Here is a 25913-nt window from a genome sequence, read left to right on the forward strand (position 1 = left end):
ACGATAGACCTCGTAGTACGAGAGATGTCAAACTACGATGCCTCTCGTACAATGTGGTGACGTGAACGTTCCGTGACTCCCGTGACGAGGTGGGCCGCCGTGACCGAGACCGCTGCTCCCGGCCGGGTGCTGCCGCACCCCGACCGGGCGGAGATCCGACTGGAGGGCGTGCTGCACGCGCTGTCCGACCCGGTGCGGCTGCGCATCGTGCGCGAACTGTCCACGGCCGACGACGCGTTGGCCTGCTCCCGCTTCGACCTGCCGGTGACCAAGTCCACCACCACGCACCACTTCCGGGTGCTGCGCGAGAGCGGCGTCATCCGCCAGTGCTACCGGGGCACGGCCAAGGTGAGCGGCCTGCGCCGGGACGACCTCGACGACCTCTTTCCGGGCCTGCTCGACGCCCTCCTCGCCGCCGCGCGCCGCCAGCACGCCCGCCGCGGCGACGACGCCTGAGCGCGCGCTCCGGGGGCTACGAGGACCCGGCCACCGCCAGCAGGGTGTCCCAGTCGGCCAGCTTGACCACGCCCCGGCCGAGCCGCGCGCCCAGCTCGGCCTCCGCCCGCTCGATCGCGCGCCAGCCGTCCCAGACCACAGGCTCCGTCCCGGCCGCCAGCAGCGCCGGGACCGCGTCCCGCGGCACCTCGGCGCGCGCCAGCTCGGGGGCGTCCGCGAGCAGGGAGGCCACCGTCTCCTTGGCGCAGGGCCGGTTGGTGCCGATCACCCCCGAAGGACCCCGCTTGATCCACCCGGCGACGTACTCACCGGACGAGGCCGCGCCGCCGCGCACCACCCGCCCCGCCGCGTGCGGGACGGTGCCGCTCGCCTCGTCGAACGGCAGCCCCTCCAGCGGCACCCCGCGATAGCCCACCGAGCGCAGCACCAGCTGCGCGGGCATCTCCTCGTACCGCCCCGTCCCCGTCACCCCGCCCCGCCCGTCCGGCGCCGTGCGCTCGAAGCGGACCGCGCCCACCCGGCCGCCGTCCGCCAGCAGCTCCACGGGCCGCAGGAAGAACCGCAGCCGGATGTGCCGGCCGGCTCTCGAAAAGGGCTGCTCCGCCCAGCCGCGCAGCACATCGAGATTGCGCCGCTGCACCGCGGGCAGCGTCTCGGGATCGGCCGGATCGAGCGCCAAATCGCCCGGTTCCACGACGACTCGGGTGCCGGGCAGGGTACCCAGCTCCCGCAGCTCCTTGGTGGTGAAGCGGGCCTGCGCGGGGCCGCGCCGCGCCACCATCCGCACCTCGCCGACCCCGCTCGCCTCCAGCGCCTCCAGCGCTCCCTGCGGCATGTCCGTCGGCCGCAGCTCGGCCGCGCCGCGCATCAGCATCCGGGTGACGTCCACCGCCACATTGCCCGCGCCGATCACCACCGCCGAGCGCACGCCCCGCAGAAAGCCCGCGTCGGCCGCGTCCGGGTGCGCGCTGTACCAGGCCACGAACTCGGTCGCCGACCAGCTGCCCGGCAGCTCCTCGCCGGGAATGCCGAGGTGGCGGTCGGTGGCGGCGCCCACGCAGTACACCACCGCGTGGTACAGCCCGCGGAGCACCTTCACCGGCACCCCGCCGGGCCCGCCCACCCGCACCCCGCCGAGGAACCGCACCCGCTCGTGCTCCAGCACCGTACGCAGGCTGGACTGAAGCGACTTGATCTTCTCGTGGTCCGGGGCGACGCCGTACCGGACCAGTCCGTACGGACACGGCAGCCGGTCCAGCACGTCCACGCGCACCTCGGGGTCCTGCTGCACGAGGTGCTGGGCGGTATAGCACCCGCTCGGTCCGGATCCGACGACGGCGACTCGCAGCACGGTGTACTCCTGACGGCGAGAGGAGAGTGCGCGGACGCCTCCAGGATCCCACCGGCGGGCTCACGAAGGCAGGGCCCGCCGGGTGACGCGGGCGCGTGTCCCACCGGATGGCGGGCGGGCGCGCCGATACGTTGCGCAGGTGCTCGAAGCATCCTTTCTTGATCTTTCCGAGCGGAACGCGGAGGACGGCGCGCTGTCGGTGTGGCCCGCGTGGGAGGTGCGCGAGCACGGCGGCACCCTGTCCTGGCTGTACGCCCGGCTGGAGTTCCCCGACGGCGCCGTGGTGGACGCCCTGGCCGTCGTGCGCGACGGGGGCAGCGTCTGCGTCGAGGAGGTCCGGGCCCGCCCCGCGCTCTCCCTGGACGACCTGACCGTGCTCGCGGACTGGCTGGAGGAGCCGCTGCTGGAGGCGTTCTGGGCGGGGGAGCGGGCCGCGGGCCGGGCGGGGGCACCGGCGGCCGACCACGACGCCCTCGCCCCCGGCCCCGCGCTCGCGCTCCGGCGGCGGGCCCGCCCCGTCTGGCCGCGCGGTGCCGAGGGCCGGCTGCTGCTCGCCCGTGAGTACCGCGCCGCGCAGGAGGCGGGCGCCGACCCGGTGCTCGCCGTGATGCGGGCCACCGGCCACGGCCGCCGCCGTGCCCTCGGCCTGATCGCCCGCGCCCGCGACGCGGGCCTGCTGACTCCGCGGCACGTCCGCCGCTAGCGTCCTTCGTTCGGACCAGCCTGGATCAGGCCGGATCAGGGCGGATCAAGCCGGACCAGGCCGGATCTGGGCGGAGCCTGGCGCGGTGCCAGAGCCCGCGAGCCCGGCGTGATCCAAACGAGAGGCGCCGGGAACGCCGCCCAGCCCGCGCCCCGAGCCCGCTACGACTCCTCCGCGCGCTCCCCGGTCGCGAAGAACCGCGACAGATCGCGCCCCGCGGCCCCGTGCCCAGTGTCCTGCTCCGGTGGCACCCCCAGCTCCCAGTCGAGCCCGTAGCGCCGGAACAGTTCGGCGCGCAGGGCCGGGACCGGCATGGGCACCCCCGGAACCAGGGCCGCGTACACCGCGCCCATCAGCAGGGCCCGCAGCATCGGATAGTCGGCCCGCACGTCCGCGGAGCCGTACCGGGCCACGGTGTCGCCGAGCAGTTCGGACAGCCGCCGCTGCTCCGGGCACTCCACGAAGCCCTCGGCCTGGAGCAGCCCCGCCATGTGCTGGCGCATCAGCACGGGATGGTCGCGGGTCAGCCCGAGGATCGCGTCGACGGCGCGGGCCAGCCGCTCCCGGCCGTCCTCGCTGCGCGGCTCCCGCTCCAGCGCCTCCTCCAGCGTGCGGTGCATCAGCCGGTGCACGGCGGACTGCACGAGCTGGCGCTTGCCGGGGAAGTAGTACGACACCAGGCCGCGGGCGGAGCCGGCGCGGTCCGCGATGTCGCCGAGCGTCGTGGCCTCGAAGCCCCGCTCCGCCACCAGTTCCACGGCGGCCTGGAGCAGCCGCTCGCGGGAACGCCTTCGCAACTCTTCATTGACCGAGGCGCTTCGCGGGGACATGCTGGACTCCTGCATTGACTGGCTGCCAGCCAACTATACTCAACGCGTCCGGAACCCATGGTTCGCGTTCCGGGCTGCCGTCTGCCGGGGTGACGCGGGGGATCACCTCGGCAGACGGTGCCGTTCTCCCGCAACTCCCTTACCGCTCCTTGCAGTTCCTTGCAGTTCGGACTCCGGCGGCCGAGGACGGTCGGATGGCGGGTCGAGGAGCGGCCGGGGGCGAGCCGAGGGCGGCGGGGGGCGAGCCGCGCCGCTGTCAGCCCAGCGCCCGCAGCCCCGGCACCAGGGCCAGCAGCACCGGGAGCGCCGGCACCAGCGCGGCGGTCGCCGTCAGGCGCAGCCGGTGCAAGGCGGGGAGCCGGTCGGGCGGGGTGAGCAACCGGTCGACCCGCTGCGGCACATGTGCCTCGGGGGTCGGGCCGGGGCCGAACACGCCCCGCTCCTCGTTGAGTCCGACCAGCGCGAGCGCGGTCGTCAGCCGGCCGAAGCGCCGTGAGGCCGTGTCGTCGGCGGCCAGCTCCACCAGCCGGTGCATCTCGTCCCGGAACGCGGCGAACACCGGCACCTGGGGAAACCCGCCCGCGAGCGCGGCCGAGCAGTGCAGCAGCCAGTCGTGCCGCGCCTGCGCGTGCCCCCTCTCGTGGGCCAGCAGCGCGTCCAGCTGATGCCCCTTCAGGCGCCGCAGCGCGGCCGTGGTGACCACCAGCCGGGGCGTCGTACCGGCCAGCCACCAGGCGTCGGGGCGCAGGTCCTCCAGCACCACGAGCCGGCCCCCTCCTGACTCCTCGCCCGGCAACAGCGGTGCGCGCACGAGGAGTTCGGCCCGCTGCGCCCGCCGCCGCGCGCGGGACCGCACGACCTCCCGCACCAGCATGGCCGCGCTCCACAGCCCCGCGCAGGCCAGCAGCACGGCGGTGGCGGCCGCCCACGGGCTGGCGGAGCCGAGGGCGTACGCGTCCACGACCGCGCGCGGTGCCCGCGCGAACATCTGCCCGCGCACCGGCGCCCAGGCCGCGGCGGCGCTCAGCGTCATGGACAGCGCGCAGCACAGCAGCACGGCCGCCACGACGCACTGCCACGCCCACAGGGCGACGACCGGTTCGCGGTCCGGCCAGTCGGCGCGCGCGAGCAGTCGCGGGCCGAGGACGGCGGTGAGGACGCCGAGCACCAACAGGGCCACCGGGACCATCATGGGCAGCACCTTATGAGCGCCGGGCCGCCCGGCGGTACGGTCGTTCACGCCGAAGTGACGCAGGCAACGCGCCGGGCCCGACCCGCGGACGCCCTTGCGGGCGACTCCCCGTCGCGGTGGACCTTCCCGGCGTCACATCGCCAGGAGCATCGCCACCATCCCGATCGCCATCGACAGCCGGCACGCGCGGGCCAGTTCCGGGCGGTCGCCCCAGTGGGCGGGCGGCGGGGGGCCGCCGGGGGAGGCGGTGGCCGGGATCAGGCGGGCACCGGACAGCAGGGCGTACCCCGTGAAGTACAGGAGCAGCGCGCCGGTCACCGCGGGGACCCCGGTGCCGCCGTGCATGCCCTCCATGGACATGCCCTCCATGGAGTGGGCGGCGGGCGGGGCCAGGGCCATCGCGGCCGCCATGTAGACCATCGCCGCGGTGCCCACCAGGTGGTGCAGATGATGCCGGTCGCGGCGCGCGGCCCACAGGGCGCGCAGGGCGGCCAGGCCGAAGACGGCCGCGTACACCGGCCAGGCCCACCCCGGCGGGGAGAAGGCCGCCGCCGGTACGGCCATCGCGGCCATGCCGAAGCCCATCAGCGCCTCTCCGCCGGCCGACCGGCGCTGCTCCTCGACGGCGCTGCGCATCCGCAGCAGGCAGTAGGCCCCGGTCGCCGCGCAGAGCGCGACCAGCAACCAGGCGGCCGACACGGGTCCGTGCACGGGTACCTCCCCCGCTCGACGGTCGGTCGAGGGATGCGATGCCCAGCCGGGACGGGGCGCATGCGGACACACGGGGGAGCACGGGAGCGCGGGTGGGAGCACGACCGTAAATCTTTCACGGGTAAAACACATGCTAAATTTGAAGGATGAGCAGCGCGCCCCGTCCCCGTCTCCCCCTCTCCGGGCTCCTCCGCCTCGGCCGCCCCTCGGACATCTGGTTCAAGCCCGCCCTGAGCGTGGTCGTCGCGGTCGCCCCGCCCAACCTGATCCTGCTGGCGCTCGGCCGCCTCGACCTCGCCATGTACACGATGGCCGGTTCGCTGTGCGCCCTCTACGGCCACAACCGGCCCTACGCCGCGCGGGCCCGGCTCCTGGTGTGGGTGGTGCTCGGCATGGCCGCCGGCGTCGCCGTCGCCCTGGTCACGGCCTCGCTCACCTCCGACGCCGTCCTTCTCGTGACCGTCGGCGCCGTGCTCGCGGCGATCCAGAAGGCCGTGTGCGACGCCACCCGGATCGGCCCGCCGGCCAACGTGGTCTTCGCCTTCATCAGCTCGGCCTCCCTGTTCGCCCCGCAGACCCTCGGCCAGGTGCCGGGCCACCTCGGACTCGTGTTCGCGGCCGGCGCCTGGTCCTGGCTGGTCGGCATGGCGCCCGGCCTGGTCCGACCGCACGGCCCCGAGCGCCGGGCCACCGCGGGGGCCCTGAGCGCCACCGCCGCCTACGCCGACACCCGCGGCACCGGCGCGGGGCACGCCGCCGCCCGCGCCGCGAGCGCCGCCGCCATCCACGCAGCCTGGCAGTCGCTGCTCGCCGTCGGCGACCGCACCGACTCCACGCGGCGCGCCCTGGAACGGCTCCTCGTCCGTGCCGAGGTCGCCCTCGCCGCCCCCGCCGACACCGACCCGGCACGGCTGCGCGCCTGGGCCCGGCAGCTGCGCGGTCCGCGCCGCACCCTGAGCCTCGACATCCCCGGCGACCACGCCGGCGAACTCCTCGGCCTGGACACCGAGCTGGCCCTGCCGCGCCCCTCGCTGCGGCACCGCCTCGCGCCGCTCGCCCCGCTCGCCACCCGCACCGCCATCGGCTGCGCCCTCGCCGGGTACGCCTCCCTCGCCCTCGGCGTCGGCCGCCCCTACTGGGCGCTGGTCACCGCGGCCTCGCTCTACCAGGCCAACGTCACCCTGACCTGGCGCCGGGGCGTGCAGCGCGTCGTCGGCAACGTCCTCGGCGTCCTCGTCTTCGCCGTCCTCGCCCCGCTCGCCCACCTCAACGGGGTGGCCCTGGTGCTGTGCTGCGCCGCCCTGAACTTCGGCGCGGAGGCGCTGATGGCCCGCAACTACTGGCTCGGCAGCATCTGCGTCACTCCGATGGCGCTGCTCGTCACCGAGTTCGCGCGCGGCCAGAACGCCACTGAGCTGATGACCGACCGGGTCGTGGACACCCTCATCGGTGCCCTCGTCGGTATCGTCGCGGCCGTCGCCGTCACCAACCGGCGCGCGGGCGACCGCCTGGAACACGCGCTGACCGAGGCGGAACGCGCCCGCGAGCACGCCGCCCGGCTGCTCGCCGAGGCGCACCCTCAGCCGCGCGCCCTGGACGGCGCCCGCCGCGGGCTCGCCGCCGCCCTGGTGGAGCTGCGCGCCACCGCCGACGCGGCGGCCGGCGAGTGGTGGCAGCGTGCCCTGCCCGAGGACCGGGTGGTGCTCGCCGAACAGTCCGGACACCGTACGCTCGCGGCGACAGTACGGCGCCAGGGGCTCGCCCCGCGCCGGCGTGACGCGGGTACGACGACGGAGGACATACGGCCATGACGGCGAGGAACGGCACACCGGCAGCCGGGGACGCGAGCGGCACGGCGGCGCGGCGCGAGGCGTCCGCGGCCGACACGGTCGCCGCGGTCGTACGGCAGTGGCGGGCCGTCCATCCCGAGCTGGACACCGGGCCGATGGAGGTCATCGGGCGGATCAACAGGTGCGCGGCGCTGCTCCAGCAGGCCGAGGACGCGCCGCTGCGCCGGGCGGGGCTCAACCGCGCCGAGTTCGACCTGCTCGGCGCGCTGCGGCGCACCGGGCACGAGCTGACACCGGGGGAGCTGGCGCGGGAGACGTTCTCCTCCGGGGCCGCGGTCACGAAGCGGATCAAGCAGCTGACCGAGCGGGGGCTCGTGGAACGGCGCGGCGACACCCGTGACCGGCGGGTGGCCCACGTCCGCCTCACCGACGCGGGCCGGGACCTGGTGGACGGAGTGCTGCCCGACCAGCTCGCCTACGAGACCGCGGTCCTGTCGGTGCTGGACCCGGCCGGCCGCGGGGACCTGGCCGGTCTGCTGGCGGAGCTGCTGGGCCGGCTGGAGGGCCGCATGGGGGCGCTGCGGGCCGGGGGCGCGGGGTAGGGCGCCGCACGTCGTAGGCCGGGTGCGGGCGCGCCGTGGCCGGTCGCGCGGTTCCCCGTGCCCCTGGGGAACCGCGGTTGCCCCAGGGGCTGGGAGGTCCGCCTTCGTGGCCCCGCCCCGCGTCCGGCATGATCCGGACGAGAGACCCTAGATCCCGGCCCGGTGCCGCAGGGGATGGTCCGCCGGGACCTCCACCAGGACGATGCGTGTGCCGTCCGGATCCGCGAGCCACATCTCGATCAGGCCCCACGGCTCCTTCACCGGCGGCCGGGTGATCTCGACGCCCTTCGCACGGAGTTCCTCGTGCGCCGCCGTCACGTCCTCGACCTGCATCCACAGCACGACGGACGGCGACGGGGGAGCCGTACCCCGGCCCGAGAGCTCCAGGAAGCCACCGCCGAGGAAGTACACCGTCCCCCGCTCCGGCCCCGTGCCGAACTCGCGGTAGACGGGCAGGCCCAGCCGCTCGCCGTAGAAGTCGCGGCTGCGCTCGGGGTCGGTGGGTCGCAGAAGTGTCCGGCTGCTCAGCACATGCACCATGCCCGCGCAGCCTAGTGGCACAGATACCCTCGACCCAGCCCCGGCCACACCCGAGATCGGAGAACCGCCCCCATGCACAGCGCCGCCGCCCCCGGCCTCACCTTCCGAGACGCCACCGACGCCGACGTCGACGCGCTGGTCGTGCTGATCGAGTCGGCGTACCGCGGTGACGCCAGCCGGGCCGGGTGGACCACGGAGGCGGACATCCTGGAGGGGCAGCGCACCGACCCCGAGGGCGTCCTCGAAGTGATCAAGTCGCCGGACAGCCGGCTGCTCACCGTCGAGCGCGACGGCCGTATCGTCGCCTGCTGCCAGCTCGAACACCGCGGTGAGCACGCCTACTTCGGCATGTTCGCGGTCAGCCCCACGCTCCAGGGGGCGGGTCTCGGCAAGACCGTCATCGCGGAGGCCGAGCGCCAGGCCCGTGCGGCCTGGGGCGTCACCGAGATGCACATGACCGTGATCTCCGTGCGGGAGGACCTCATCGCCTGGTACGAGCGCCGCGGCTACCGCCGTACGGGAAAGATGTCCCCGTTCCCGTACGGCGACGAGCGCTTCGGCATCCCGCAGCGCGCCGACCTGGAGTTCGAGCTGCTGGTCAAGAAGCTCGGCTGAGCGCGGCCGGGGAGCGCACCGCCTACGCCGTGAACCGGCCGGTGCGCTTGATCTCCGGGAAGTCCGTGGTCGCCCCGTCGAGCCCGAGCGCGCGGACCAGCCGCAGATGGTCCTGCGTGTTGACCGTCCAGCCGATGATCCGCAGCCCCGCCGCCCGCGCGTGCTCGACCGTCTCCAGGGTGAGCCGGCGGATGTCCAGACACAGGGTCGGCGCGCCCACGGCGACCGCGCGCTCGACCACCTCGGGGCCGTAGCGCCCGGCGATCAGCGCGGTGCGCACTCCGGGGACCAGCCGGGCGATCTCGGCGACCGCCTCGTCGTGGAACGAGGACACCTCCACCCGCCCCACCAGGTCGCGCTCCAGCATCACCCGCGCCAGCTCCCGCGCCGCCGCCGCGTCCTTGATCTCGGCCTGGAGCGGAGTGTCCACCGCGTCCAGCACCTCCTCGAACACCGGCACCCGCTCCCCGCGCCCCGCGTCCAGCGCGCGCAGCTCGGAGAGGGTCTTCTCGGCGATCGGCCCGGAGCCGTCGGTCGTGCGGTCCACCTCGGCGTCGTGCATGACGACCAGGGCGCCGTCCTTGCTGAGGTGCAGATCCAGTTCGATCAGGTCGAGGCCGGCCCGCTGCGCGGCGACGAAGGAGCGAAGGGTGTTCTCGGGCTCCACGCCCATGACCCCGCGGTGACCGATGGTAAGGAAGTTCAAGGTTCGACTCGCTTCCGTCGACGGCGGCTCGGCACGCGCGGCGACGGGCGGACGCCGTCGTCCGTGCGGGCAGGTGGCAGCCTAACGGCCCCGACCCGTGATGAACCCGCATGCGCGCGGACGAACTGGGCGCGCCCCGGACGGTGACTGGCTGCTACCCCCGCGCGGCTTCACCCACGCGTGGGCGAGTCCCCGCGCGCTTGACAGGCCGGATATCACCCCTCCCGAGTCCCCGGCCCGACGGTCGAAAGTGAGCGCTGTCACGGTTTACGGCAGGAAAAATGTCGGTGACCATGTCTCTGGACAGCAAAATCTCCTGCGTCGCCTCTTGATGGGGGAATCAGGGTATGCATACGGTGTCCATACGCGAGGTTCTGCCGTGGAGGATGGGAAATGACGGAAATTCTTGTGCAGCCGGGTGCGGAGGGGCATGTTTCTTCGCAGGCCAGGGTGGTTGAGCACCCCGCCTGGCCCATGCTCAAGGATGCCGTGGAGCAGATCCGGCCATGGCAGTCGGCGGACGGTTCGATCGACTTCGACGCCGAGGGCGCGCCCGCCAGGGGCGACGCGGAGGCCGCCGTGCGCCGTGTCGCCGAGGCCGTCGAGCAGCTCTCGCCGCTCCTGCCGCACGACGCCGCCTACCACGAGGCCGTGGTCGAGGACCTCCGCCGCTGGGCCGAGGGCGGCTTCGGGGTGCCGGACTTCCTGGACTCCCTGCTGGCCTTCCACCCCGCGGCGCGGCGCGTGGACGGCCTCCAGCACCTGGTCGTCTTCCCGATGTACACGCAGAACGGCAACCTGGACCGCAACCTGGAGGCGGTCGTGCTGCGCATGGTCTGGCCCGAGTGGCTGGCCGAGCTGGAGCGCACCCGGTACGACAACCCGCTGTTCTGCGGCATCACCTTCGAGGACTTCACCTCGGGCTACGACACCAACTCGGCCGTCCTCTTCCCGGAGACCATCGCCGTCCGTGAGGCGCCGGAACGTTTCTCCTGGGGTGGCATCTTCTGCGACCGCGAGGCCGCGCGCTTCCGCCGCGTCACCGACGCCGCCGTCGGCATCCTGGGGCTGGAGCTGCCCGAGGACATCGCCGCGATGGTCCACGACCAGAAGCGCTGCGAAGAGGCGTTCGTGCTCTGGGACATGATCCACGACCGCACCCACAGCCACGGCGACCTGCCGTTCGACCCGTTCATGATCAAGCAGCGCCAGCCGTTCTGGATGTACGGCCTGGAGGAGCTGCGCTGCGACCTCACCGCCTTCAAGGAGGCCGTGAAACTGGCGGCCGACGGTGTTCCGCAGGCCCGTGACGTGCAGTACGCGGTGCTGTTCGACCGCATGTTCCGCTTCCCCGTCACCGGTGACCGGGTGCGCAACTACGACGGTCTCGGCGGCCAGCTGCTCTTTGCCTACCTGCACAAGCACGACGTCGTGCGCTGGACCGACAACAAGCTCTCCATCGACTGGGAGCGCGCCCCGCAGGTCACCAACCAGCTGTGCGCCGACATAGAGAAGCTGTACCGGGACGGCATCGACCGCCCCAAGCTCGTGCACTGGTTCGCGGGCTACCAGCTGGTGTCCGAGTACCTCGCCCCGCACCCCGGCTCCAAGTGGGCCAAGGGTCCCGACGCCCTGGACCTGACCCTGCCGCCGCGCAAGCTGGTCGACGACGTGCTTCCGGACGAGTTTCCGCTGAGCATGTTCTTCGAGGCCCTGTCCAAGAAGCTGAAGAACGTGATCGCCTCCACCAAGGGCATCACGGCGGACAGCACCGAGCGGCTCGCCGCGTGACGGACGACGCGGCGACCACACACATCACTGCCACTGCCGAAGAGGGGAAGAACATGGGGAACGGGTCGAACGGGGCGCTCAGCGGTGCGGTGATCGCGGTGGCCGGCGCGGGCGGACCCGCCGGCCGGGCGACGCTGCTGCGCCTGGCCGAGGCCGGGGCGACCGTCGTCGGAGCGGACAACGACCCGCAGCGGCTGTCGGAGGCCGTGGACGCGGCCCGCTACGCCTCCGGCGGGGCCACGGTCACGGGCGACACCGTGGACCTGCTCGACCTCCAGTCCACCCGTGAGTGGGCCGAGCACGTCGAGAAGGACTTCGGGCGCGTCGACGGCCTGGTGCACCTGGTCGGCGGCTGGCGCGGCAGCGAGACCTTCACCAAGACCAGTCTCGACGACTGGGACTTCCTGGAAATGCTGCTGGTGCGCACCGTGCAGCACACCTCGCTCGCCTTCCACGAGGCCCTCCAGCGCAGCGACCGCGGCCGCTACGTGCTGATCAGCGCGTCCGGCGCGTCCAAGCCCACCGCGGGCAACGCCGCCTACTCCGCGGCCAAGGCCGCGGCCGAGGCATGGACGCTGGCCATGGCCGACTACTTCCGCAAGGCGGGCAAGGCGGAGGGCGCCGAGGGCCCGACGTCGGCGGCTACGATTTTGGTGGTCAAGGCGCTGGTGCACGACGCGATGCGCGCCGAACGCCCCAACGCGAAGTTCGCGGGCTTCACGGACGTCAAGGACCTGGCCGAGGCCATCGAGGGCGTCTGGAGCAAGTCCGCCGCCGAGTTGAACGGAAACCGTCTGTGGCTGACCGAGAAGCCGTGAACCCTCCCAAGACCGACGCGCGTCGCCATCACGACCCGGAGGTCCGCGGTTTCGCCAGTGACAACTACGCCGGGGCGCACCCGGAGGTGCTGGCCGCCCTGGCCCTGGCCAACGGCGGCCACCAGGTGGCCTACGGCGAGGACCAGTACACCGAGAACCTCCAGCGGATCATCCGCAGCCACTTCGGCGCCACCGCGGAGGCCTTCCCGGTCTTCAACGGCACCGGCGCGAACGTGGTCGCGCTCCAGGCGGTCACCGACCGCTGGGGCGCGGTGATCTGCGCCGAGAGCGCGCACATCAACGTGGACGAGGGCGGGGCGCCCGAGCGGATGGGCGGGCTCAAGCTGCTCACCGTGCCCACGCCGGACGGCAAGCTCACCCCCGAGCTGATCGACCGGCAGGCCTGGGGCTTCGAGGACGAGCACCGGGCGATGCCCCAGGTCGTCTCGATCACCCAGTCCACCGAGCTGGGCACGCTCTACACGCCCGACGAGATCCGCGCGATCTGCGAGCACGCCCACGCGCACGGCATGACGGTGCATCTGGACGGCTCCCGGATAGCCAACGCGGCCGCCTCCCTGGACGTGCCGATGCGCACGTTCACCAGCGCGGCCGGCGTCGACATCCTCTCGCTCGGCGGGACGAAGAACGGCGCCGTCTTCGGCGAGGCGGTCGTGGTCCTCAACCAGGACGCGGTGCGGAAGATGAAGCACCTGCGCAAGCTGTCCATGCAGCTCGCCTCCAAGATGCGCTTCGTCTCGGTGCAGTTGGAGGCCCTGCTGGCCAAGGACCTGTGGCTGCGCAACGCCCGGCACGCCAACGAGATGGCCCAGCGGCTCGCCGAGGGCGTGCGCGCGGTGCACGGCGTGGAGATCCTCTACCCGGTGCAGGCCAACGGCGTCTTCGCCCGGCTTCCGCACGACGTGAGCGAGCGGCTCCAGAAGCGCTTCCGCTTCTACTTCTGGGACGAGGCCGCGGGCACGGTGCGCTGGATGTGCTCCTTCGACACCACGGAGGAGGACGTCGACGCCTTCGTTGCGGCGGTCAAGGAGGAGATGGCGCGCTGAACCAGGCGCCCGAAGAAATGCATAGGTATGCGGTCACCTGAAAAGTCATTGACGCTCAGGCGGCCGCATTCCTATGCTCTGCGGTCATGCAGCCGATCCAGGAAACCGCGGACCTCTCCGCCTACTTGGCCGCCGACGAGGTCGTCGACCATCACCATCCGGTGGTCAGGGAGACGGCCGCCCGGCTAGCGACCGACGCGACCGACTCGTATGCCTATGCGCGCCTCGCTTACGAGTTCGTGCGCGACACCGTCCCGCACTCCGCGGACACCGGCGACCCCCGTGTCACCTGGCGCGCCTCCGACGTGCTCACGCGACGCACCGGCATCTGCCACGCCAAGGCACACGCGCTGACGGCCTTGCTGCGCGCCGAGGACATCCCGACGGCCCTGTGCTACCAGCGCCTGCGCGACGGCGACGGCCACGTGCTGCACGGTCTGGTCGCCGTCCGCTTCCACGGTGCCTGGCACCGCCAGGACCCGCGTGGCGGCAGACCCGGCGCCGGCGCGCGGTTCTCGCTGACCGGCGAACGGCTCGTGTGGACCCCCGACCCCGCCGCGGGCGAACTGGACCATCCGCTGCTGTACGCAGCCGCGCACCCGGCCGTCCTCGCCGCCTTGCGCACCGCCCCCGACCGCGCGGCCCTGAGCCGGGCACTGCCGAGCGCCCCGTGACGCCCTGGTGAAGTGGCGAACCTCCGCGCCGAGTTGCCCTACGGCGGGCCGCCGCACATCGGCGGCACCGGCGCGCGCCTCAGTGCGCGTCGGCCATCCGCAGCGCGTCCGCCGTCGGTGCCGTACCCCCCAGGTGGGCCGGAAGCCACCAGGAGTCCTCGGGGCCCTTCGGGCGGCCCGGATAGGCGCGCTGCGCCGCGTCCAGCAGCTCCTGCACACGCTCGCGCAGCCGGCGGGTGATCACCCCGGCGTACTGGTCGCGCGCCGCCTCCATGGCCTCGCCCACGCGGATGGTGACGGGCAGGTGGCTGCGCTTGAAGTCGCGCGGATGCCCCTTGGTCCACAGCCGCTGCGTGCCCCACACCGCCATCGGGACCAGCGGCACTCCGGCTTCCTGGGCGAGCCTGGCCGCACCCGACTTGAAGCTCTTGAGGGTGAACGACTGCGAGATGGTGGCCTCGGGGAAGACGCCGATGACCTCACCGGAACGCAGCGAGTCCAGCGCGTGCGCGTAGGCGGCCTCGCCCTGCCCGCGGTCCACCGGGATGTGCTTCATGCCGCGCATCAGCGGACCCGAGATCCGGTGGCGGAAGACGGACTCCTTCGCCATGAACCGCACCAGGCGCTTCTGCGGCAGGGCGGCCAGACCGTTGAAGATGAAGTCCAGGTAGCTGATGTGATTGCTCACCAGCACGGCGCCGCCGGAGCGCGGGATGTTCGCGGACCCCTGGCAGTCGATCTTCAGGTCCCAGGCTTTGAACAGCGTCTTGGCGAATCCGATGACGGGACGGTAGACCAGCTCTGCCATGAGTGGGGTGAACCCTTTCTGCTCTGCTCGGGAAAGGGGCTCCCGGCGGACAAGTTACGCGGCCGTAGGTTTACGGCGTCTCGCAGATCGTGCCCCAAGAACGTACGGGTGGCCAGTTCTGGTGCCCGGCCGCGGCGAGATCCTCGTCACGTCCGCCCGGATTCACCCGGACGCCGGGAATCCTGACGGCGCGCCGGTTGTTTGAATCCGCACGCCCGCAGAAGCGGGCGCCCCTGAAGTGCCGCACCCGCGGCGGAGCGGAGGGCACGGTGAACGGGCGCGACGACGCCGAAGCAGGCGGACGCGAAGCCGGACGGGGCGCGGCCGGGCTGGACGAGTCCCGGCTCGGTGGCCCGCTCGGCGAACGGGCCACCCTCGTCCAGTTCTCCAGCGCCTTCTGCGCGCCCTGCCGCGCCACCCGGCGCGTCCTGGGCGAGGTGGCCGCGATGGTGCCCGGCGTCACCCACGTCGAGATCGACGCCGAGGCCCGCCTCGACCTCGTACGCGCCCTCGGGGTCCTGAAGACCCCCACCGTCCTGGTGCTGGACGCGCACGGCAGGGAAGTCCGCCGCGCCGCCGGGCAGCCCCGCAAGGCCGATGTCATCGCGGCGCTGGGGGAGGCGGTGTGAGGGGTACTCAGCACCGGGTGAGAGACATCCCAGTTCCCGGACCGCACTTGACTGTGCGCGCCACCTATCGTCAGCCTGACCGTATGCCGACCGAACTCCTTCTCCACGGGCGGGCCCACGTCGACCTCGCGCGCACCGCGAGCGCCCGCTGTCCGGGCCGCTGAGCAGCCACGGTCCCGCTCGCCCTCCCGAACAGAAGGACAACTCCATGACGGCCCTGCCCCAACTCGGCACCCCCCGGCTCGCCTCTCCCGATCTGCTGCGCTCCACCTTCCGCCGGCACGCCGCCGGTGTCGCGGTGATCACCGCGCGCGGTGCCGCCGGACCGGTCGGCTTCACCGCCACCTCCCTCACCTCGGTCTCCGCCGAGCCCCCGATGATCTCCTTCGGCATCGGCACCGGCGCCTCCAGCTGGCCCGCGATAGCCGAGGCCGACCACATCGGCGTCCACATACTCGGCGAGCACCAGGGCGAACTGGCCGCCACCTTCGCGCGCAGCGGCGCCGACCGGTTCGGCGCGCCCACCGTCTGGCACGACGGCCCCGAGGGGGTGCCCGTGCTCGACGACGTGCTCGCCTGGCTGGTCTGCCGGATCGTCGCCCGCGTTCCCGCGGGCGACCACCGGATCGTGCTCGCCGAGGTCGTCCTCGGCGACCCCAGCGGCGGTGGCCGCCCCCTCCTCTACCACCAGGGCCGCTTCACCGCGCTGCGCGACTGAGTGCGGCGCGGATCACGTCCCGTTCCTCCGCACGGCCGTCGAGTTCCGATTACGCTGCGTTGCGAAGGTCACAGTTCAAAGCGCTTGCTTAGCGGGGATGAACTGAGTGTACTGACGAGTAATATTCCGGTCGGAGCGCGCTGACGCCCCGACCGGGATCGGCCGCTTCAGGCGCCTATGCTGCCTGCAAGAGGCAGCCAGGAAATCACGATGCAGTAGGAGAGCCGGCGTGAGCTTGAGGATCGTTGTCACTGTGAAGTACGTGCCCGACGCCACTGGCGACCGGCACTTCGCCGATGACCTGACCGTCGACCGCGACGACGTGGACGGTCTGCTCTCCGAGCTGGACGAGTACGCGGTCGAGCAGGCGCTCCAGATCGCCGAGGACGCGGACGACGCCGAGGTCACCGTGCTGACGGTCGGCCCCGAGGACGCCAAGGACGCGCTCCGCAAGGCCCTGTCGATGGGTGCCGACAAGGCCATCCACGTCGAGGACGACGATCTGCACGGCACGGACGCCATCGGCACCTCCCTGGTGCTGGCCAAGGCCATCGAGAAGGCCGGCTTCGACCTGGTCGTCTCCGGCATGGCCTCCACCGACGGCACCATGGGCGTCGTCCCGGCGCTGGTCGCCGAGCGCCTCGGTGTCCCGCAGGTCACCCTGCTGTCCGAGGTCTCGGTCGAGGACGGCACCGTCAAGGGACGCCGCGACGGCGACGCCGCCTCCGAGCAGCTGGAGGCGCAGCTTCCGGCCCTGGTCTCCGTGACCGACCAGTCCGGCGAGGCCCGCTACCCGTCCTTCAAGGGCATCATGGCGGCCAAGAAGAAGCCGGTGGAGTCCTGGGACCTGTCGGACCTCGACATCGAGGCGGAAGAGGTCGGCCTGGAGGGCGCGTTCACCAAGGTCGAGACCGCGGCCGCGCGTCCGGCCCGCACGGCCGGCACCATCGTCAAGGACGAGGGCGAGGGCGGCAAGCAGCTCGCTGAGTTCCTCGCGGGCCAGAAGTTCATCTAAGGGTTCGCGCCCGCCGACCGCCCCTCAACTTCGTTACGCAGGAGAGCAATCCCATGGCTGAAGTCCTCGTCTACGTCGACCACGTGGACGGTGCCGTCCGCAAGCCGACCCTCGAGCTGCTGACCCTGGCCCGCCGCCTCGGCGAGCCCGTCGCCGTCGCACTGGGCAACGGCGCCGCCGACACCGCCGCCACCCTCGCCGAGCACGGCGCGGTGAAGGTCCTCACCCACGACGCGTCCGAGTACGCCGACTACCTGGTCGTGCCGAAGGTGGACGCCCTCCAGGCCGCCTACGAGGCCGTCTCCCCGGCCGCCGTGCTGGTCCCGTCCTCCGCCGAGGGCAAGGAGATCGCCGCCCGCCTGGCGCTGCGCATCGGTTCCGGCATCATCACCGACGCCGTCGACCTGGAGTCCGGCGACGAGGGGCCGGTGGCCACCCAGTCGGTGTTCGCCGCGTCCTTCACCACCAAGTCCCGTGTCGTCAAGGGCACCCCGGTCATCACGGTCAAGCCGAACTCGGCCGCCGTGGAGGCCGCCCCGGCCGCGGGCGCGGTCGAGGCCCTCGCCGTGACCTTCTCCGACAAGGCCACCGGCACCAAGGTCACCGCGCGCACCCCGCGCGAGTCCACGGGCCGCCCGGAGCTGACCGAGGCCGCGATCGTGGTCTCCGGTGGCCGCGGTGTCAACGGCGCCGAGAACTTCGCGATCATCGAGGCCCTCGCCGACCAGCTCGGCGCGGCCGTCGGCGCCTCGCGTGCCGCCGTGGACGCCGGCTGGTACCCGCACACCAACCAGGTCGGCCAGACCGGCAAGTCGGTCTCGCCCCAGCTGTACATCGCCAACGGCATCTCCGGCGCGATCCAGCACCGCGCCGGCATGCAGACCTCGAAGACCATCGTGGCCGTCAACAAGGACGCCGAGGCCCCGATCTTCGAGCTGGTCGACTACGGCGTCGTCGGCGACCTGTTCGACGTGGTGCCCCAGCTCACCGAGGAGGTCAAGGCCCGCAAGGGCTGATCGCCGGGAAGCTGTCCGAGGCCCCCGTGACCCGCGCGGTCACGGGGGCCTCGGTGCATCCTGAAGGCGGTGCGGGGGTGTTGACCAGCCGGAAGGGCGCCGGATAACTTCATTCTACGGATTGTTGATTCCGTACAGCGGAATTTCAAGGGAACCTTGGAGGGTGTGGGATGGGTCAGCAGGAGAAGGTGGCGACCAGCCTCGCGGGCGCCGTCGGCGAGGAGATCAGCGCCTCGCTCGCACCGGTCGACGCGGAACTGGCCCGCCGCTACCCCGGAGACCCCGGCACCCGGCAGCCCGTCCACACCGTCTACGTCCCTGGTGACGCCTTCACCGCCGGCACCGTCCGCTCCTGGGGCGACCAGGCCCTGGCCGCGCTGGACGAACACGCCCCCGACGCCGCCTCCTTCGCCGCCGTCCTCGGTCTCGCCGACGAGCTGGCCGAACCGGTGTACTCCCGCGTCCGCGCCAAGCTGGAGCGCGAGCCCATCGAAGACCTGCGGGTGGACTTCGAGGACGGCTACGGCCCCCGCCCCGACGCCGAGGAGGACGCCACCGCGGCTCGCGCGGCCCGGCTGATCGCCGAGGCGTACGAGAAGGGCACCGCGGCGCCGTACATGGGCATCCGCATGAAGTGCATGGAGGCTCCGGTGCGCGCGCGGGGCATCCGCACCCTCGACGTCTTCCTCACCGGCCTGATGGCGGCGGGCGGGCTGCCCGAGGGGCTGGTGCTGACCCTGCCGAAGGTCACCTACCCCGAGCAGGTCACCGCCTTCGTACGGCTCCTGGAGGCCTTCGAGAAGGCGCACGGCCTGGACGCGGGACGGCTCGGCTTCGAGATACAGATCGAGACCAGCCAGGCCATCCTGGCGACCGACGGCACCGCGACCGTCGCCCGGATGATCCAGGCCGCCGAGGGCCGCGCCACCGGGCTGCACTACGGCACCTTCGACTACAGCGCCTGCCTCGGCGTCTCCGCCGCCCACCAGGCAAGCGACCACCCGGCCGCCGACCACGCCAAGGCGGTCATGCAGGTCGCCGCCGCGGGCACCGGTGTCCGCGTCTCGGACGGCTCCACCAACGTGCTCCCGGTCGGCCCCGCCGAGCAGGTCCACGCCGCCTGGCGGCTGCACTACGGCCTCACCCGGCGCGCCCTCGCCCGCGCCTACTACCAGGGCTGGGACATGCACCCGGCGCACATCCCGACCCGCTACGCGGCCGTCTTCGCCTTCTACCGCGAGGGCTTCGAGCAGGCCGCCGCCCGCCTCGCCCGCTACGCCAACCGCGCCGGCGGCGACGTCATGGACGAACCCGCCACCGCCAAGGCCCTCGGCGGCTATCTGCTGCGCGGCCTGGACTGCGGCGCCCTCGACCCCGCCGAGGTGACCGAGCGCACGGGGCTCGGCCGCACGGAGCTGGAGGGATACGCGGGCCCCCGGCGCGGCGATCTCACCGCGTCCGCGCAGTAAGTAGCCCGCGCGTCCGGGGTTCCGGGGCGGCCTGCGGTGTCGAGGCCGCCCTGTCGCCGCAGCGGGGCCCCCGCCCCGCAACACCCGTGCGCCGCGCACCCGTTCACCGCATTCCTGCGAAGCGGCCCCGAAGGCTCCCGCGACGGCGGTGGGCGAGGAGTTTGGTGCGCGGCGGACGCCCGGCCACGGGCGGGCGTCTCAGCCGGCCGGCGGCAGTTCGCCCGAGCCGCGGGCAATCAGGCGGGTGGGCAGCTCGATCCGCTCCGGTGCGACCAGGCCGCCGTCCAGCTGCCGGAACAGCCGCTCCGCCGCCGTACGGCCGAGGGCCGCCGCGTCCTGGGCGACCACCGTGACGCCCGGCCGCAGCAGATCGGCCAGCTCGAAATCGTCGAACCCGGCGAGGGCGACCTGCCGCGTCTGCTCGGCGAGGACCCGGACCACGGTGACCGTCACCCGGTTGTTGCCCGCGAAGACCGCCGTGACCGGGTCGGGCCCGTACAGCATCTCCTGCGCCGCCCGGCGCACCCGTTCCGGGGTCGTCACCCCGAGGGCCATCCAGCGGTCCTCGACCGGTATCCCCGCGTCCTCCATCGCCGCCCGGTAGCCGCGCAGCCGCTCCGCCGCGGTGTGGATGCGGGGCATGTCCCCGATGAAACCGATCCTGCGGTGGCCGTGCGCGATCAGATGGGCCACGCCGTCGCGGGCCCCGCCGAAGTTGTCGGACAGCACCACGTCGGCGTCGATCCGCCCGGCCGGACGGTCCACGAACACGGTCGCCACGCCGGCCCGGATCTCCGGTTCCAGATAGCGGTGGTCGTCCCCGGCCGGGATCACCACCAGGCCGTCCACCCGGCGCGCGCACAGCGCCAGCGCCAACTCCCGCTCCCGCTCCGGGTCCTCGGCGCTGGAGCCGTTGATCAGCAGGGCGCCGTGCGCGCGGGCGACCTCCTCCACCGCGCGGCTCAGCGGGCCGTAGAAGGGGTCGGCGAGGTCCTCCAGGACGAGGCCGATGCTCGCCGTGCGGCCCTTGCGCAGCACCCGCGCACTGTCGTTGCGGCGGAAGCCCAGCGCGTCGATCGCCTCCCGCACCCGGCGCTCGGTGTCCGGGGTGACTCCCGGCTCGCCGTTGACCACGCGGGAGACCGTCTTCAGCCCGACCCCGGCCCGCGCCGCCACGTCCTTCATCGTCGGCCGGTTGCCGTACCGGTTTGCGGAATGGCGTTCCGCGCGGCGGGTGGTTTCGGGCACGATGCGCTGTCCTGTCCTGTCGTCCGTGGCCCCACGGGGTGTGCTGCGGGCGGCCCATGGGCTTGTATGAGGATGTGGCGTCGAGCATAGAGCCTGGACAACGTTGTCAGGTGCGCGAGAGACTGACGACCGCTCCGCGCGGGACCGCGCCTCCAGCACCCGGCCGGCTCGCCCCGGCCCATGGATTTCGATCGTTCGACGGGGAGATCAGACTCTGATGCGCACCGACCTCGTGGCAGCCCTGGACATCGGCGGCACCAAGATCGCCGGCGGTCTGGTGGACGGCTGCGGACTGATCCTGGAGCGGGCCCAGCGCGCCACGCCCGCCCGGCAGGACGGCGAGACGGTCATGCGCGCCGTCGAGGAGGTGCTCGGCGAACTCGCCGCCTCGTCCCGGTGGGGACATGTCCGCTCGGTCGGCATCGGCAGCGCGGGCCCGGTCGACGCGTCCGCGGGCACCGTCAGCCCGGTGAACGTGCCCGGCTGGCGGGACTTCCCGCTGGTCGAGCGGGTACGGGCGGCGACCGGGGGACTGCCCGTCGAGCTGATCGGCGACGGCGTGGCGATCACCGCGGCCGAGCACTGGATGGGCGCCGCCCGAGGCCACGACAACGCGCTGTGCATGGTGGTCTCCACGGGCGTCGGCGGCGGCCTGGTCCTGAACGGCCGGCTGCACCCCGGCCCGACCGGCAACGCCGGGCACATCGGGCACATCAGCGTCGACCTCGACGGCGACCCCTGCCCGTGCGGCGCGCGCGGCTGCGTGGAGCGGATCGCCAGCGGCCCGAACCTTGCCCGCCGCGCCCTGGAACAGGGGTGGCGGCCGGGCCCGGACGGCGACGCCTCGGCCGCGGCGGTGGCCGAGGCGGCACGGGCGGGCGACCCGGTCGCCGCGGCCTCCTTCCGACGGGCCGCACGGGCGCTCGCCGCGGGGATCGCGGCCACCGCGACCCTGGTCGAGATCGACATCGCGGTGATCGGGGGCGGCGTCGGCAAGGCGGGGGACGTCCTCTTCACACCCCTGCGCGAGGCGCTCGCGGACTACGCCACGCTGTCCTTCGTACGGCGGCTGACGGTGGTGCCCGCGCAGATGGGCACGGACGCGGGGCTGGTGGGGGCCGCGGCGGCGGCGCTGATCAGGGGGCCGGGGCTGGTGCGGCTCTAGGGGTGCTGTCCAGGTTGGCCAACTCCTCGGTGTGCGCCCACAGTTCCAGGATCGTTTCGCCGCCCGCCCGCCCGCCGGACCGGGTAGCGGCGGACGAAGTCGGTGCCGACCTCGAAGCGGGTCACGAAACCGGCGCCGTGACGTCGGTCCTCCGGGTGCCGCCCCGGCCACGGAATTTCGCTGTTCCGGCGGTACCCGCGTGACCCCGGAGCCTCTCGCGGAGTTGATCCGCGCATGAAGAAGCGCAGCATTCTCGCCCTCGCCTCCCTGGCCACCGGTTTCGTCGTGGCCGCCGTCACCCCGTCCCACGCCGCGGACAAGGGGCCCCTGGACGGCCTCAACGTCTCCGGCACCCTGCACTCGGCCGGCGACCTGGTCAGCCACGACAGCCTGGCCCCCGCCGACGCCCCGGCCGACGGCCAGGACTAGGGCTTCTCGTCAGACCACCTGCGTGCCGGTGCCCCGCGACGAGGGGCACCGGCACCGTGCTTTACCGCACCCTCACCGCGGCGGGGTTTCCGTGGCAGGGTGGAGCGGGCAAGCCTCAGGGGGCCAACAGAAGAGGGGGAAGTCCGTGACCGTCGTCTGGATCAACGGCGCGTTCGGTGCGGGAAAGACCACGACCGCACGGGAACTGATCGAACTGATCCCGCACAGCACGATCTTCGACCCCGAGATCATCGGCGGGTCGCTCACGCACCTGCTGCCGCCCAAGCACCTCGCCGAGGCCGGCGACTTCCAGGATCTGCCGATCTGGCGCCGGCTCGTGGTCGACACCGCCGCCGCCATGCTCGCCGAGCTGGGCGGCACCCTCGTCGTGCCGATGACCCTGCTGCGCCAGGAGTACCGCGACGAGATCTTCGGCGGCCTCGCCGCCCGCCGGATTCCCGTACGGCATGTCGTCCTCGCTCCGGCCGAAACGATCCTGCGTGCCCGAATAGCCGGGCGTGAGGTGCCGCCCGACCTGCCCGACGGGGAGTTGCGGGTGCGGCAGTGGTCGTACGACCATATCGAGCCGTACCACGCCGCCCTCGCGTCCTGGCTCACCGCCGACGCCCACCTGATCGACACCAGCGGGCTGACCCCGTACGAGACCGCCGTGCGGATCGCGGAGTCGGTCGGCAGCGGCGACTTCGCCCCCTGCGACATCGTGCAGACCCCCGAGCCCACCGCCGAGACCCTCGCCGCCGGGGTGCTCCTCTTCGACGAGCAGGACCGCGTGCTGCTCGTGGACCCCACCTACAAGCCCGGCTGGGAGTTCCCCGGCGGTGTGGTGGAACGGGGCGAGGCACCGGCCCGCGCGGGGATGCGGGAGGTCGCCGAGGAGACCGGGATACGGCTGCGGGAGGTGCCCCGGTTGCTGGTGGTGGACTGGGAGCGGCCCGTGCCGCCCGGCTACGGCGGGCTCCGGCTCCTCTTCGACGGCGGCCGGCTCCCCTCCGACGAGGCCGCCAAAGTGGTGCTTCCGGGGCCGGAGTTGCGCGGCTGGCGGTTCGCCACCGAGCAGGAGGCCGCCGGAATGCTGCCCCCGGTCCGCTACGAGCGCCTGCGCTGGGCCCTGCGTGCCCGCGAGCGCGGCACCGCGCTGTATCTGGAGGCCGGCGTGCCGCTCGGCTGACGTCACCCCGCGGCAGCCCGGCGCAGTTCGGCGGCGGCGCCGTGCAGCACCGGGTCGCCATGGCCGAAGCACGCCACCTCGGCGCCGAGGTCCGCCAGTCGCCGTACGGATTCGAGGAGCCGGACCCTGTCGAGGTTGAACACGCCCGGCACCAGCGTGTGTTCGGCGGGGGCCGCCGGCACCGGGTCGCCGGGGGACAGCACGCCCTCGACGGGCAGCGACGCCACGGTGTCCCCGGTGAACAGCACGCCTTCGGCGGGCAGGAAGACCGCGATGCTGCCGTCCGTGTGACCGGGCACGTGCACCACGTGCGCGCCGCCGCCGAAGCCGAGCACCTGGCCGCCGGTCACGTCGGTGACGGACGGCGGCGGCAGCGGGGTGCCCTCGGGCAGCCGGGCGACGGCCGCCTGGATCGGCAGCTCCCATTCGGCGAGCCGCGGCGCCGGACCGGGAGCCTCGCCCCGTACGAACGGCGCGTCGAGCCGATGGGCGAGTACCTCCGCCCCGCTCAGCGCGGCGAACTCGCCGGCCCCGCCCGCGTGGTCCTCGTGGAAGTGGGTCAGTACGACGCGCCGCACATCCTCGGGCGCGCGCCCCAGCGCCCTGATCGCCTCGGCGATCACCGCTCCCGATCCGATCGTCCCGGCGTCGATCAGCGTCAACTCCTCGTCGTCCCGCCAGAGATACGCCTGACCGACCGGGAAGCGCAGCAGGTGCAGCCGGGGAAGAAGCTCGATGACGTCCATGCCCCGACCGTAGGCCGGAGCACGGACGTGGCGCGAGCGTGCTCCGCCCACGGCGGAACCCCTCCGCCCAGAGCGGAACCGGCCCGGTACCGCTCGCCTGTACGCGGCAGGTTGGACAGGGCGGAGGCGAGCGGGGACGCCCTGGCTAGCCCGCGTAATTCCGCAGGAACAGCGCCTCCGCCACCGACAGGCGCTCCAGTTCTTCCGGTGACACGCTCTCGTTCAGCGCGTGGATCTGGGCCTCCGGCTCGCTGAGGCCGATCAGCAGGATCTCCGCGTCCGGGTAGAGGCCGGCGAGGGTGTTGCACAGCGGGATGGAGCCGCCCTGGCCGGCGTACTGCATGGTCTCGCCCGGATAGGCGATCGCCATCGCGTCGGCCATCGCCTGGTAGGCCGGACTGGAGACGTCCGCGCGGAACGGCTGGCCCTGGCCGACCTGCTCCACGGTGACCCGTGCGCCCCACGGGGTGTGCGTCTCGATGTGGGTCTGGAGCAGCTTGCCCGCCTCCGTGGCGTCCACGCCCGGCGGCACCCGCAGGCTGACCAGCGCGCGCGCACTGGCGTGCACCGAGGGGGTGGCGCCGACGACCGGCGGGCAGTCGATGCCGAGCACGGTGACCGCGGGACGCGCCCACAGGCGGTCGGCGACCGAGCCGGAGCCGGTCAGCTCCACGCCGTCCAGCACCTTGGCGTCCGAGCGGAACTGCTCCTCGGTGTACTCCAGGCCGTCCCACCCGGCCGACGCGTCCAGACCGTCCACCGTCGTGGAGCCGTCCTGCGCGCGCAGCGAGTCCAGCACCCGGATCAGCGCGGCCAGCGCGTCCGGCGCCGCGCCGCCGAACTGGCCCGAGTGCAGATTGCCCGCGAGGGTCTCGACACCCACCCGGACCAGCGTCATGCCGCGCAGGATCGTGGTCACCGTCGGCAGGCCCACCCGGAAGTTGCCCGCGTCGCCGATGACGATGGTGTCCGCGGTCAGCAGCTCCGGGTGCTGCTCGGCGTACCGCTCCAGGCCGCCCGTGCCCTGCTCCTCGGAGCCCTCCACGATGATCTTGACGTTGACCGGGACGCCGCCGTTCGCCTTCAGCGCGCGCAGCGCGAGCAGGTGCATGATCACACCGCCCTTGCAGTCCGCGCTGCCGCGGCCGTACCAGCGGCCGTCACGCTCGGTCAGCTCGAACGGCGGGGTGGTCCAGCCGGCCTCGTCCAGCGGCGGCTGCACGTCGTAGTGGGCGTAGAGCAGAACCGTTTTGGCGCCCTGCGGGCCCGGCAGGAAGCCGTACACCGACTGGGTGCCGTCGGGGGTGTCGAGCAGGGCGACGTCGGTGAATCCCTCGGCGCGCAGTGCGTCGGCGATCCAGTTCGCGGCGGCCTCGCTCTCACTCTTCGGGAACTGCGCGAAGTCCGCCACGGACCGGAAGGCGACGAGCTCGGCGAGCTCCGCCTTGGCCCTCGGCATCAGAGAGGCGACGGTCTCGGCGACCGGATTCGACGACATGGGCACGCTCCTCGTAGGTGCGACGTTCTCCTGCTGGGTGGGTCGATCCTCCCACAGCGGCGCACACGGCTCGCGGCCGTAGGATGCGTGATACATCGGTTACCCCCTGCTCGCGGGAAGTCGCGGGTGCGGGAGCG

General features: G+C 73.1%; 27 protein-coding genes. 17 read left to right on the top strand and 10 right to left on the bottom strand.

The features are described 5' to 3' along the window. Positions 1-99: 99 nt before the first annotated feature. Entirely contained in the window at positions 100-456 is a 357-nt protein-coding gene (locus tag ACZ7EC_RS10560) for an ArsR/SmtB family transcription factor (protein ID WP_471060537.1), read from the top strand. 16 nt (positions 457-472) lie between these two features. Here the strand turns inward: ACZ7EC_RS10560 and ACZ7EC_RS10565 are convergent, their stop codons facing one another. Then, positions 473-1807, bottom strand: a complete 1335-nt coding sequence (locus ACZ7EC_RS10565) for an FAD-dependent oxidoreductase (protein ID WP_471060540.1) — start codon at positions 1805-1807, stop codon at positions 473-475. A gap of 193 nt (positions 1808-2000) precedes the next feature. Between ACZ7EC_RS10565 and ACZ7EC_RS10570 the strand changes: the two genes are divergently transcribed. Further along, positions 2001-2510 carry a DUF6214 family protein gene (locus ACZ7EC_RS10570; protein ID WP_471062009.1) on the top strand — a complete coding sequence of 170 codons (510 nt, stop codon included), beginning with the start codon at positions 2001-2003 and terminating at the stop codon, positions 2508-2510. 161 nt (positions 2511-2671) lie between these two features. Here the strand turns inward: ACZ7EC_RS10570 and ACZ7EC_RS10575 are convergent, their stop codons facing one another. The 3 genes from ACZ7EC_RS10575 to ACZ7EC_RS10585 all read right to left on the bottom strand — a co-directional run bounded on the left by ACZ7EC_RS10575 (position 2672) and on the right by ACZ7EC_RS10585 (position 5243). Continuing rightward, positions 2672-3340, bottom strand: coding sequence for a TetR/AcrR family transcriptional regulator (locus tag ACZ7EC_RS10575; RefSeq protein WP_471060543.1), 669 nt, complete (start codon positions 3338-3340; stop codon positions 2672-2674). Positions 3341-3596: 256 nt separating this feature from the next. Then, positions 3597-4532, bottom strand: a complete 936-nt coding sequence (locus tag ACZ7EC_RS10580) for a M56 family metallopeptidase (RefSeq protein ID WP_471060546.1) — start codon at positions 4530-4532, stop codon at positions 3597-3599. A gap of 132 nt (positions 4533-4664) precedes the next feature. Next, positions 4665-5243, bottom strand: coding sequence for a DUF5134 domain-containing protein (locus ACZ7EC_RS10585; RefSeq protein ID WP_471060547.1), 579 nt, complete (start codon positions 5241-5243; stop codon positions 4665-4667). Positions 5244-5389: 146 nt separating this feature from the next. Here ACZ7EC_RS10585 and ACZ7EC_RS10590 point away from each other — a divergent pair, with 146 nt between their 5' ends. Both ACZ7EC_RS10590 and ACZ7EC_RS10595 read left to right on the top strand, forming a co-directional pair. Further along, positions 5390-7054, top strand: coding sequence for an FUSC family protein (locus ACZ7EC_RS10590; protein WP_471060550.1), 1665 nt, complete (start codon positions 5390-5392; stop codon positions 7052-7054). After that, the gene (locus ACZ7EC_RS10595) at positions 7051-7635 is read left to right on the top strand and encodes a MarR family winged helix-turn-helix transcriptional regulator (protein ID WP_471060552.1); all 585 of its coding nucleotides are present in this window, start codon (positions 7051-7053) and stop codon (positions 7633-7635) included. Before ACZ7EC_RS10590 ends, ACZ7EC_RS10595 begins: the two co-directional genes overlap by 4 nt. Positions 7636-7782: 147 nt before the next feature. Here ACZ7EC_RS10595 and ACZ7EC_RS10600 read toward each other — a convergent pair whose 3' ends face one another. Continuing rightward, positions 7783-8175: a VOC family protein gene (locus tag ACZ7EC_RS10600; protein ID WP_471060555.1), complete on the bottom strand. Its 393-nt coding sequence runs from the start codon at positions 8173-8175 to the stop codon at positions 7783-7785. A gap of 72 nt (positions 8176-8247) precedes the next feature. Here ACZ7EC_RS10600 and ACZ7EC_RS10605 point away from each other — a divergent pair, with 72 nt between their 5' ends. Continuing rightward, a complete protein-coding gene (locus ACZ7EC_RS10605) occupies positions 8248-8790 on the top strand; it encodes a GNAT family N-acetyltransferase (RefSeq protein ID WP_471060558.1) in 543 nt (180 codons plus the stop codon). Between the two features lie 22 nt (positions 8791-8812). On the opposite strand, the gene ACZ7EC_RS10610 is transcribed toward ACZ7EC_RS10605, so the two are convergent. After that, positions 8813-9496: a glycerophosphodiester phosphodiesterase gene (locus ACZ7EC_RS10610; protein WP_471060561.1), complete on the bottom strand. Its 684-nt coding sequence runs from the start codon at positions 9494-9496 to the stop codon at positions 8813-8815. A 393-nt stretch (positions 9497-9889) separates the two neighbouring features. On the opposite strand from ACZ7EC_RS10610, the gene ACZ7EC_RS10615 reads away from it, so the two are divergent. From ACZ7EC_RS10615 to ACZ7EC_RS10630, 4 genes are all read left to right on the top strand, one after another. After that, positions 9890-11287 (top strand): DUF6421 family protein, encoded by a 1398-nt coding sequence (locus ACZ7EC_RS10615; RefSeq protein ID WP_471060565.1) that lies wholly within the window; start codon positions 9890-9892, stop codon positions 11285-11287. A gap of 53 nt (positions 11288-11340) precedes the next feature. Beyond that, positions 11341-12105: an SDR family NAD(P)-dependent oxidoreductase gene (locus tag ACZ7EC_RS10620; protein WP_471060568.1), complete on the top strand. Its 765-nt coding sequence runs from the start codon at positions 11341-11343 to the stop codon at positions 12103-12105. Next, positions 12102-13172 carry a threonine aldolase family protein gene (locus ACZ7EC_RS10625; protein ID WP_471060570.1) on the top strand — a complete coding sequence of 357 codons (1071 nt, stop codon included), beginning with the start codon at positions 12102-12104 and terminating at the stop codon, positions 13170-13172. Before ACZ7EC_RS10620 ends, ACZ7EC_RS10625 begins: the two co-directional genes overlap by 4 nt. 86 nt (positions 13173-13258) lie before the next feature. Then, on the top strand, positions 13259-13846 hold the full coding sequence (locus tag ACZ7EC_RS10630) for a transglutaminase-like domain-containing protein (protein WP_471060573.1): 588 nt from the start codon (positions 13259-13261) through the stop codon (positions 13844-13846). Positions 13847-13925: 79 nt separating this feature from the next. Here ACZ7EC_RS10630 and ACZ7EC_RS10635 read toward each other — a convergent pair whose 3' ends face one another. Beyond that, on the bottom strand, positions 13926-14654 hold the full coding sequence (locus tag ACZ7EC_RS10635) for a lysophospholipid acyltransferase family protein (protein WP_471060575.1): 729 nt from the start codon (positions 14652-14654) through the stop codon (positions 13926-13928). A 329-nt stretch (positions 14655-14983) separates the two neighbouring features. Between ACZ7EC_RS10635 and ACZ7EC_RS10640 the strand changes: the two genes are divergently transcribed. The 5 genes from ACZ7EC_RS10640 (at position 14984) to ACZ7EC_RS10660 (ending at position 19501) form a co-directional block, all read left to right on the top strand. After that, positions 14984-15283, top strand: a complete 300-nt coding sequence (locus tag ACZ7EC_RS10640; RefSeq protein WP_471062011.1) for a TlpA family protein disulfide reductase — start codon at positions 14984-14986, stop codon at positions 15281-15283. A gap of 208 nt (positions 15284-15491) precedes the next feature. Further along, on the top strand, positions 15492-16001 hold the full coding sequence (locus tag ACZ7EC_RS10645; RefSeq protein WP_471060578.1) for a flavin reductase family protein: 510 nt from the start codon (positions 15492-15494) through the stop codon (positions 15999-16001). Between the two features lie 229 nt (positions 16002-16230). Further along, a complete protein-coding gene (locus ACZ7EC_RS10650) occupies positions 16231-17016 on the top strand; it encodes an electron transfer flavoprotein subunit beta/FixA family protein (RefSeq protein ID WP_471060581.1) in 786 nt (261 codons plus the stop codon). 53 nt (positions 17017-17069) lie between these two features. Further along, entirely contained in the window at positions 17070-18032 is a 963-nt protein-coding gene (locus tag ACZ7EC_RS10655) for an electron transfer flavoprotein subunit alpha/FixB family protein (protein WP_471060584.1), read from the top strand. Between the two features lie 170 nt (positions 18033-18202). Then, entirely contained in the window at positions 18203-19501 is a 1299-nt protein-coding gene (locus ACZ7EC_RS10660) for a DUF6986 family protein (RefSeq protein WP_471060587.1), read from the top strand. A gap of 198 nt (positions 19502-19699) precedes the next feature. Here the strand turns inward: ACZ7EC_RS10660 and ACZ7EC_RS10665 are convergent, their stop codons facing one another. Further along, positions 19700-20749 carry a LacI family DNA-binding transcriptional regulator gene (locus ACZ7EC_RS10665; protein WP_471060590.1) on the bottom strand — a complete coding sequence of 350 codons (1050 nt, stop codon included), beginning with the start codon at positions 20747-20749 and terminating at the stop codon, positions 19700-19702. Between the two features lie 217 nt (positions 20750-20966). On the opposite strand from ACZ7EC_RS10665, the gene ACZ7EC_RS10670 reads away from it, so the two are divergent. The 3 genes from ACZ7EC_RS10670 (at position 20967) to ACZ7EC_RS10680 (ending at position 23532) form a co-directional block, all read left to right on the top strand. Further along, positions 20967-21914, top strand: a complete 948-nt coding sequence (locus ACZ7EC_RS10670; RefSeq protein WP_471060593.1) for an ROK family protein — start codon at positions 20967-20969, stop codon at positions 21912-21914. A gap of 234 nt (positions 21915-22148) precedes the next feature. Beyond that, positions 22149-22343, top strand: coding sequence for a hypothetical protein (locus ACZ7EC_RS10675; RefSeq protein ID WP_471060596.1), 195 nt, complete (start codon positions 22149-22151; stop codon positions 22341-22343). Between the two features lie 145 nt (positions 22344-22488). Further along, the gene (locus ACZ7EC_RS10680) at positions 22489-23532 is read left to right on the top strand and encodes an NUDIX hydrolase (RefSeq protein WP_471060600.1); all 1044 of its coding nucleotides are present in this window, start codon (positions 22489-22491) and stop codon (positions 23530-23532) included. Positions 23533-23534: 2 nt separating this feature from the next. Here ACZ7EC_RS10680 and ACZ7EC_RS10685 read toward each other — a convergent pair whose 3' ends face one another. After that, positions 23535-24278, bottom strand: a complete 744-nt coding sequence (locus tag ACZ7EC_RS10685; RefSeq protein WP_471060603.1) for an MBL fold metallo-hydrolase — start codon at positions 24276-24278, stop codon at positions 23535-23537. 145 nt (positions 24279-24423) lie between these two features. After that, positions 24424-25776, bottom strand: a complete 1353-nt coding sequence (locus tag ACZ7EC_RS10690; RefSeq protein WP_471060606.1) for a M20/M25/M40 family metallo-hydrolase — start codon at positions 25774-25776, stop codon at positions 24424-24426. Positions 25777-25913: the final 137 nt, after the last annotated feature.

The organism is Streptomyces sp. NPDC037203 (assembly GCF_055605065.1).